At 65.2% G+C, this 3,877-nt stretch carries 3 protein-coding genes; all 3 read left to right on the top strand.

What is annotated here, in order from left to right; genetic code table 11:
- Window positions 1–1,407 (top strand): SMP-30/gluconolactonase/LRE family protein (locus EOD07_RS25885; protein WP_127237435.1); only part of this gene is annotated, 1,407 nt, incomplete at its 5' end.
- Window positions 1,404–2,498: a strictosidine synthase gene (locus EOD07_RS25890; protein WP_127237436.1), complete on the top strand. Its 1,095-nt coding sequence runs from the start codon at window positions 1,404–1,406 to the stop codon at window positions 2,496–2,498. The genes EOD07_RS25885 and EOD07_RS25890, both read left to right, overlap by 4 nt.
- 3 nt (window positions 2,499–2,501) lie before the next feature.
- The coding region (locus EOD07_RS25895; RefSeq protein WP_164772520.1) for a sugar ABC transporter ATP-binding protein at window positions 2,502–3,877 on the top strand (1,376 nt) is incomplete at its 3' end.

Here is a 3,877-nt window from a genome sequence, read left to right on the forward strand (position 1 = left end):
TATGTGCTCTGTTCGGTGCTGGTCGCGCTCTCCGGGTTCTTCTTCTCGGCGCGCATCGGCAGCGCCGCTTCCGATATCGGCACGGGGCTCGAACTGCAGGTGCTGACCGCGACCGTGCTCGGCGGCATCTCGCTCGGCGGCGGCCGCGGCTCGGTCGCCAAGGCGTTGATGGGCACGCTCTTCGTGCTCGTCCTGTCGAACAGCCTGCTCGCGCTCGCCGTACCTGGCCCGGTCAACTATCTGATCCTCGGCCTCGTGCTTTTGTTGTCGGTGCTTCTCGACGTGCGCTGGGTGAAGAACCGCCACAAGATCCTGCGCAGCGTCTATATCTCGCCGACCTTCGCCAAGATGCCGCAGGCGATCTCCACGGCGGCCGGCGCGCCGATGGCGGTGAACGACCGGCTGAAGGATGTCGGCGTCATTGGCCTCGGCTTCCTCGACGGGGCCGAGGACGTGATCTTCGACCGGCAGGACCGGCTCTATACCGGCAGCCGGCAAGGCGACATATTGCGCTTCCAGCCGCCGAATTACACAGAGAGCGAAGTGTTCGCCCATATCGGCGGCTCGCCGCTCGGCATGGCCTTCGACCGCGACGACAATCTGGTCATCTGCGTCGCCGGCATGGGCCTCTACCAGGTTTCGCCGGCGGGCGAGGTGAAGCTGCTCACCGCCGAGACCAACCGTTCGCTGACATCGGTCGTCGATGACTCGACCATGAAGCTCGCCGACGACTGCGACATCCTCCCAGACGGCCGCATCGTCTTTTCCGAAGCCACGGTGCGTTTCGAGATGCACGACTGGTACGCGGACGCGCTGGAGAGCCGTGGCAATGGGCGCATCATCGTCCACGATCCCAAGTCCGGTTCGACCCGCACGCTGCTGTCGAACCTGGTCTTCCCCAATGGCATCTGCACGGCCTTCGACGGCCAGTCGGTGCTGTTCGCGGAAAGCTGGGCCTGCCGCATCAGCCGCTACTATTTCGACGGGCCGAAGAAGGGCAAGATCGAGCGGGTCATCGAGGGGCTGCCCGGCTATCCCGACAATATCAACCGCGCCTCCGACGGAACCTACTGGCTGGCGCTGATGGGCATGCGCACGCCGGCGCTGGATCTATCGCTGGAAATGCCGGGCTTCCGCCGCCGCATGGCGCGGCGCGTGTCGGAAGACGCCTGGCTGATGCCCAACCTCAACACCGGCTGCGTGCTGCGCTTCGACGAAAAGGGCCGGATTCTCGAAAGCCTGTGGGACCAGGCCGGGGAGAAGCATCCGATGATCACCTCGATGCGCGAGCACAAGGGCATCCTTTATCTCTGCGGCATCTTCAACAACCGCATGGGGACCCTGCCGCTGAAGGGTGTCGATCCCAACTGGTTCAGCTCGGACTCCTACTGGGGTAAAAAGCCATGAGCGCCGTGAGCCGGCTTTTCGACCGCTTTCTCGGCCGGGGCGACTGGGCGGTGACCGTGCCCACGCTCGACGGGCCCCTGTTGCCCAACCAGGACCTTGAGGAGGCGGAACCCTTCGCCGACCTCGCCGAGGCCGACAATCTGGTGCGGACCGAAAAGGGCATGCTGGCGAGCAGCGCGAACCGGCTGATACGGTTCGATGCCGACGGCAAGGCCGAGGTCCCGCAGGAGTTTTCCGGCGAGATCACCGCGCTCGCCCATGCCCGCGGCATGACCGCCCTGGCCATCGACGGCAAGGGCGTCGTTATCCGCGGCGGCCAGCATGACGGGCGCGAGGCGACGGGCGACGAGGCCCGCAGGCTCTGCTGCGTCACCGCGCTTACTTTCCTCGACAGCAACACCCTGCTGGTGGCCAACGGTTCGGCCTCGCTGCCGGCAAGTGCCTGGCGGCGCGACCTGATGCAGAAGAACGCTTCCGGCTCGGTCTGGCGCCTCGACCTGAAAAGCGGTCGGCTGGAGCTGATCCGCGATGGTCTCGCCTGGCCGGCCGGCATCGCCACCACCGGTTCCAACCGCGTCTACGTCACTGAAGCCTGGCGCCATCGCGTGCTGGCGATCGATCTCGCCAGCAAGGCGACAGTGCCGGTCCTGGAGCATCTGCCGGCCTATCCGGCCCGCATCGCGCCCGCCTTCAACGCCGGCTACTGGCTGACCTTTTATTCGGTGCGCAACCAGCTGGTGGAGTTCATCCTGCGCGAGGAGACCTACCGCAAGCGCATGCTGGCCGAGATTCCCGAAGCCTACTGGATGGCGCCATCGCTCGGCTCATGGCGCGACTACCGCGAGCCGATGCAGGGCAGCCAGCTCAAACAGATGAACGTGCTGAAGCCTTACGCGGTCACCAGATCCTACGGGCTGGTGGTCCATTGCGACCAGAACATGAAGCCGCTGTCGAGCTTCCATTCGCGCGCCGACGGCACGGTGCACGGCACGATCAGCGCCTGCGAGGCAGGCGACGACCTGCTCGTCGCCTCGCGCGGCGGATCGAGGATCGTGCGCCTGGCCAAGGCCGCCAGCGGCAAGCGGGGTTAAACGATGGCGGACGCCAACATCATCGAACTCAAGGACGCGACCAAGGCGTTCTCGCGCATCCCGGCCTTCAAGAACGTCAATTTCGACCTGCGCAAGGGCGAGATCCACGCGCTTCTGGGCGAAAACGGCGCCGGCAAATCGACGCTGACCAAGGTCATGGCCGGCGTGTTCAAGCTGACCGAGGGCAAGCTGTTCTTCGACGGCAAGGAGGTGTCTTTCGCAACGCCCGCCGAAGCGCTGCGCGCCGGCATCGCCATGGTGTTCCAGGAAACCAATCTCGTGCCGGCCATGACCGTGGCGCAGAACCTCTATCTCGGCGAAGAGAAGATGTTCAACCGGCTGCGCGGCCTCTACATCCAGGCGCGTCAGTTTCTCGCCGGCATGGGTTTCCAGGTCGATCCGACCGCGCAGGTGAGCACGCTCGGCGCCGCTCACAAGCAGATGGTGGAGATCGCGCGCGCCGTCCACCACAAGGCCCGCGTCATCATCTTCGACGAGCCGACCGCGACGCTGACGCCGGAAGAGAAACGCCATTTCTTCAATCTGCTGCAGCGGCTGGTGAAAGAAGGCATCGCCATCATCTTCATCACCCATGCACTCGAGGAGGCGCTCGCCGTCGCCGACCGCATCACCGTCATGCGCGACGGCGAGATCGTGGCTTCAGGGGAGGCCAAGGGTTTCACCCGCGCCTCCATCGTGCAGGCCATGGTCGGGCGCACGCTCACCGAAACACTGCATGGCGAGGTCAAACGCATGGCGCGCCCCTATGGCGACAAGGTGCTTTCAGTCGAGAACCTGTCCTGCGCCGGTCTGGTGCGCAACTCATCCTTCTCCGTGTTTTCGGGCCAGGTCACCGGCATGTTCGGCCTGGTCGGCGCCGGCCGCACTGAGATGGCCAAGGTCGTGGCCGGGCTGTTGAAGCGCAACCTCTTCCATGGCGGCGAGATCCGCCTGCTCGGCAAGTCGGTGCGCTATCGCGTGCCCCGGCCGGCGGTGCGCGACGGGATCGTCTATGTGACGGAGGACCGCAAGTTCGACGGGTTCTTCGAGACGATGACGGCGGGCGAGAACCTGCAGATCGGTGAGCTGACCGATAAATCCAACCCGGTGTCGATAGTGTCCCTGGCGCGCGCCAGGGAGCTCGCCAAGCAATGGGGCGAGCGGCTCAGGCTGAAGCAGATCAGCGACCGCGCCAGGATGATCGAGCTTTCCGGCGGGAACCAGCAAAAGGTCGTGATCGCCAAATCGCTGATCCAGCAGCCCAAGCTGGTGATCTTCGACGAGCCGACGCGCGGCGTCGACGTCGGCGCCATCGTCGAAATCCACCAGCTCATCAGCGACCTTGCCGATCAGGGCATGGCCGTCGTCGCCATTTCCCT

This window comes from Mesorhizobium sp. M2C.T.Ca.TU.002.02.1.1 (assembly GCF_003997225.1).

Coding starts and splice junctions, on each gene's coding strand:
- EOD07_RS25890 (WP_127237436.1), top strand. CDS start 1,404: ATGAGCGCCGTGAGCCGGCTTTTCGACCGCTTTCTCGGCCGGGGCGAC.